The organism is uncultured Campylobacter sp., from assembly GCF_938018145.1.
Lineage (GTDB): Bacteria > Campylobacterota > Campylobacteria > Campylobacterales > Campylobacteraceae > Campylobacter_A.
Genome location: NZ_CALIII010000026.1, coordinates 1 through 4,766 on the forward strand (window position 1 = coordinate 1; position 4,766 = coordinate 4,766).

The following is a 4,766-nucleotide window of genomic DNA, read 5'->3' on the forward strand; positions in this document are numbered from 1 at the left end:
AAAAACTCGCAAAAAAAGATCTTTTACGTTCTAAATAAATGCGACCTCGGCGTTAAATTTATAAGTCTTGAAAATCCGATACAAATTTGCGCAAAGCAAGGAACGGACGAGATAATAAGCAATCTAAAAACCTATCTCGACGCACAGGAGACGAGCGAGATACTACTAAACTCCACTCGTCAAATTTCAAGCTGCGAGGCGGCGAGCGAGGCGATAAAAAGGGCGTTAAATTTACTTGCCCAGTCCGAGCTCGAGCTTTTTGCTTATGAGCTAAATACGGCAATAGAGCAAATCTCGTCGATCACAAAGCCGTTTGAGAGAAGCGAAATTTTAGACGAAATGTTTAGCAACTTTTGCCTCGGCAAATAACTAAATTTACTCCGTAAAAAAGGAAAAAAATAGTGAAAAAATCTTATCTATAGCTGCTCTAGCTGCGTTGCTGGGCGGCTGCATGCCTTCGCAGGATCATCTAGCAAGTAGCGTAGTATCGCCTGAACCGGACTGGATCAAATATCTAGAAAATGACGGCACCGTCGGCGATGTCGCATTTTTCTCAGAAAATTTGAGCGCAACTTACGCGCAAAAAAACGGCGATATCATCGGTATGGCGCTCATAAAAAAAGACGGTCAAAATTTGAAACTTGGCGATATGTACGCGCAAAACGGGATTTCGTTTATAGTTTTGGAGCTTAACGATAAGGAAAAATTTGGCTACCAGTACATAAATATGCGCGATAAAAACGAGCTTGCAACTCTAAGAAATGCTAAAAAGGTCAAATTTTATCAGTTTGGCGGCGGCATATTGGAGAGCGTAGTTTTTAGCGCGGATTCGGGCGCCGTGTGCGAGAGTTTTGCGGCGGGCAAGACGGTAAAAGCTCATGCCGTGACTAATTATTACGATAAAGAAACCCCCGACAATAGCGAATTTTTCGCGACCCTGATGGATATCGGAGTGAAAAAAGGCAAAAGCGCCGAGATCAAAAATTTAGACTTTAAATTTTTCGTTAGCGACGGTAAGCTAGCCAGTACGCAAACGCGAGCTCGATCTGCGGAATTTAGGAGTAAAGTCATAGACGCCGACGCTAAAAAACAGGAGCGAATCCTATCAAACATCGTTTGTGCTGCGCCTAAAAACTGATCACTTTTATCAAATTTAAACGCGAGCGCGAGATGAAAAACTTATTTCTAGCGGCTATTGCAGCATTGGCGTTTAGCGGTTGCGCGGCCATCACAGGCGAGATGGGCGGCGAGAGAGCGTGGCGTACATATATGGAAAACGACGCTAGCATACAGCAGATCGGATTTATAACCGAGACTACGGTCTACGAGATGAGCGGCGGCAAAAAAGAGGAAAAATTCGGCGACTACATGGGTAGGGCCGAGGTGAAATCGCCGGGCGAGAGCGACTCGGCGAGCCAAAATCTAGGCTGGGTTTACTCAAGCGGCGACGGCGTAAAAACTCTGATAGTGATTGATCTAGATAGCGGTAAAAATGTAGATTTGAGCGATAAAGACGAGATAAAAAAGCTGCAAAACTCAAAGAAATTTAAGTTTTACGAATTTGGCGGCGGGATCCTTGAGAGCGTGGTTTATAGTGCGCAAAAATCTCCCGTTTGCAAGGCGTTTTTTAGCGGCGAACCTATAAGCGCCAGAAGCGTGACGAACTACTACGTGGGTGCGTCTGACGAGTTTTTCGCTACCGTGATCGACGCGAAGATAGTCGGAAACAAAGGCTTTGAGATAAAAAATTTGGACTTTAAATTTAACCTACCGAGTGGCAAGCTAGCCGAAGCTAAAGAGCAGGCGACCTCTGCGAAATTTAGACAAGACGTCATCGATCAAGACCTCAAAAAGCAAGGACGCATCCTGCTAAACATACTTTGCTACTATAGTATGCCAAGCAAGTAGGCATTTGCGGCGGGTAATCGCCCGCCGAATTTACATAGTATCGGACGCTCTTGCGTAGAATTGACGATATAAAAAGAAAAACATGAATCCGTTTAAAATTTTGATTTTTGCGGTTGTCGTAAATTCTGTTTTTGCCGGCGACGCGTCAGAGGATGTAAATTTGACCGCAGATGCCGCTCGCAACCAAAAAGAAGTAAAAATGCTAGAGGCGTTTTGCGGATCGATTTTGCCCTTTAGCATGGCCTCATGCATGCAACTAGCGGACAAGCGTTTGGACGAAAGCAGCGCATTTTACGACAGACAAAAGGGGCTAGCGGCGTTGCAAAAAGTCTGCGACTCGAAGGACGAGCGCGACTCAAAGCTTGCCTGCACGAAGCTAGCGTGTGAGTCCGGCGAGAGCTGCGAATGCCTAAACGCCGCTAAATACTATCAGGTCTTGCTTGTCGGCGGCGCGTCGGCGTCGGCGCTTTTTCAAAAGAGCTGCGACGAGCGCGGCGGGACGGACTGCTTGTATGCTAAATTTTTTGATAAGGCTCGAGACGGGATGACGGACGAGTATGTGCGAAAGATGAAAAAGTATCTCAAAAAGGCGTGCGATGCGGGCGAAAAAGAGGGCTGCAAGGAGTTTGAAAAACTGCGCGAGCTTTGAGCCGCGGGATAAAATTTAATGCAAAATGCGGTTTTTACCTAAAATTTGAGCCGCTTGCCGAGACCCGTACCCCAAAAATTCTAATTTTTATTTGGCTAAATTTAGAACCGAATTTATTCTTAATTAAGGGTTGGGCGCTTTTAAATCGTTTAGTTTTGTAACGCGGCGCAAATACCCTATATAGATATGAAAAAGGCGGTAGTATAAATTTGCGCTCGGCGTCAAATTTTACCCGTCAAATTTGCCTCGTTTTCGTCCCTTTGGTTTATCAAGTTTTTATGCGAATTTAAGTAAAATCAACCAAAATTTTTTAAAGGCTAAAAATGGACAAAGCTACCGTAAAAGCGCACAAAATCAGCGATCAAGAGTATGAGGAGATCCTAAAGATCCTAGGCAGAGAGCCAAATTTGCTCGAGCTTGGGATATTTTCCGCGATGTGGAGCGAGCACTGCAGCTACAAGTCGAGTAAAAAGTACCTAAACGGCTTCCCGACCAAGGCGCCGTGGGTGATCCAGGGTCCGGGCGAGAACGCGGGCGTCATCGACGTCGGAGGCGGCGTCGCGGCGGTGTTTAAGATGGAGAGCCACAATCACCCAAGCTTCATCGAGCCTTTTCAGGGCGCGGCGACGGGCGTGGGCGGGATACTGCGCGACGTATTTACGATGGGCGCGAGGGTCGTGGCGAATATGAACTCGCTGAGATTTGGCGAGGTGAGGGGCGAGAGCGAAAACGCGAAAAAACAGCGCTACCTGCTAAAAGGCGCGGTCGCGGGCATCGCTCACTACGGCAACTGCATGGGCATACCTACTATCGGCGGCGAGACGACGTTTGATCCTAGCTTTAACGGCAACATCCTAGTAAACGCATTTGCGCTCGGGCTTTGTAAGAGCGACGAGATATTTTACGGAAGAGCCGAAGGTATCGGCAATCCCGTGATCTACGTGGGCTCCAAAACTGGCCGCGACGGGCTCGGGGGTGCTGTGATGGCGAGCGATAGCTTTAACGACGCGAACAAATCTCTGCGCCCGACCGTGCAGGTAGGCGATCCGTTTGCCGAAAAGCTGCTGATGGAGGCGTGCTTGGAGCTCTTTAAAACCGACTACGTCGTGGGTATCCAGGATATGGGTGCGGCGGGGCTAACCTCTAGCAGCTTTGAGATGGCGGGACGCAGCGGCAGCGGTATGAAGATGTATCTAGACCGCGTGCCTATGCGCGAGACGGGCATGACGCCGTACGAGCTAATGCTGAGCGAATCTCAGGAGCGTATGCTCATCTGCGCCAAAAAAGGCTGCGAGCAAAAGATACTTGAAATATTTAAAAAATGGGATCTCGACGCCGAGATCATCGGCGAGGTGACAAGTAGCGGCGTGATGGAGCTTTATTGGCACGGCGAGCTAGCGGGCGAGATACCCATAGCGCCGCTTAGCGAAGCCTCTCCGGTGCTTGACCGACCGACTGCGCGTCCGAAATACCTAGACGAAATCAAAAATTTACAAATCCCGGAGATCGCGGATAATAAAACCGCGTTTTGGAAGCTGCTTAGCGAGCCAGAGGTGCTAAACAAGTCTCTGATCTACGATCAATACGACGCAAATATCCAAACAAACACCATCAAGCAGCCCGGACTCCTCGGAGCTGCGGTTATCCGCGTGAAAGAAACGGGCAGGGCGATCGCGATGGCGGCGCAGTGCGACCCGAGGGCGAATTTCGTTGATCCTAAAATCGGCGCGGCTAGAGCGGTCGCGGCGGCTGGACGAAAGGTCGCGATGAGCGGAGCGACGCCTCTAGCCATCACCGACTGCCTAAACTACGGCAATCCGCAAAATCCGGAGGTTATGTGGCAGTTCGCGCAGGGCTGCGAGGGTATCAAAGAGGCTTGCCGCGAGCTAAATACGCCCGTCGTGAGCGGCAACGTGAGCCTATATAACGACACCGAGGGCGTGAGCGTCTATCCGACGCCCGCGATCGTGACGGTGGGCGTGAACGAGGACGCAAACGCGAGCCTTCCGAGCGTCTTTACTAGCGCTGGCACGGCGATATACGTGCTTGGCGAGACGAAGGGCGAATTTGCCGCGTCGCTTTACGCTAAGGCGCTATTTGACGCGGTGGGCGGCGAGCTATCTGCGGTGGATTATAAAAAAGAGCGCGCGCTGTGGGACCTAGTCATCGAGGCAAATAAATCGGGCGCGCTAGAGTTTGCAAACAGCGT

Annotated in this window: 4 protein-coding genes and 1 pseudogene; all 5 read left to right on the forward strand. The window is 49.5% G+C overall.

Translation table 11 applies throughout. The features are described 5' to 3' along the window. Nucleotides 1-369: pseudogene (locus Q0338_RS00635) on the forward strand (tRNA uridine-5-carboxymethylaminomethyl(34) synthesis GTPase MnmE); the annotation flags it as partial. A gap of 82 nt (nt 370-451) precedes the next feature. Next, entirely contained in the window at nt 452-1,138 is a 687-nt protein-coding gene (locus tag Q0338_RS00640) for a hypothetical protein (protein ID WP_298085077.1), read from the forward strand. 32 nt (nt 1,139-1,170) lie between these two features. Beyond that, the gene (locus Q0338_RS00645) at nt 1,171-1,908 is read left to right on the forward strand and encodes a hypothetical protein (RefSeq protein ID WP_298085078.1); all 738 of its coding nucleotides are present in this window, start codon (nt 1,171-1,173) and stop codon (nt 1,906-1,908) included. A gap of 82 nt (nt 1,909-1,990) precedes the next feature. After that, complete coding sequence (locus Q0338_RS00650; protein ID WP_298085079.1) at nt 1,991-2,557, forward strand: hypothetical protein; 567 nt, start codon at nt 1,991-1,993, stop codon at nt 2,555-2,557. Nucleotides 2,558-2,880: 323 nt separating this feature from the next. Continuing rightward, on the forward strand, nt 2,881-4,766 hold a 1,886-nt coding region (gene purL / locus Q0338_RS00655; RefSeq protein ID WP_298085080.1), incomplete at its 3' end, for a phosphoribosylformylglycinamidine synthase subunit PurL.

Bases quoted from the DNA above. Each gene is read 5' to 3' on its own strand.
- Q0338_RS00650 (WP_298085079.1), top strand. From the start codon at position 1,991: ATGAATCCGTTTAAAATTTTGATTTTTGCGGTTGTCGTAAATTCTGTT.
- Q0338_RS00645 (WP_298085078.1), top strand. From the start codon at position 1,171: ATGAAAAACTTATTTCTAGCGGCTATTGCAGCATTGGCGTTTAGCGGT.
- Q0338_RS00640 (WP_298085077.1), top strand. From the start codon at position 452: ATGCCTTCGCAGGATCATCTAGCAAGTAGCGTAGTATCGCCTGAACCG.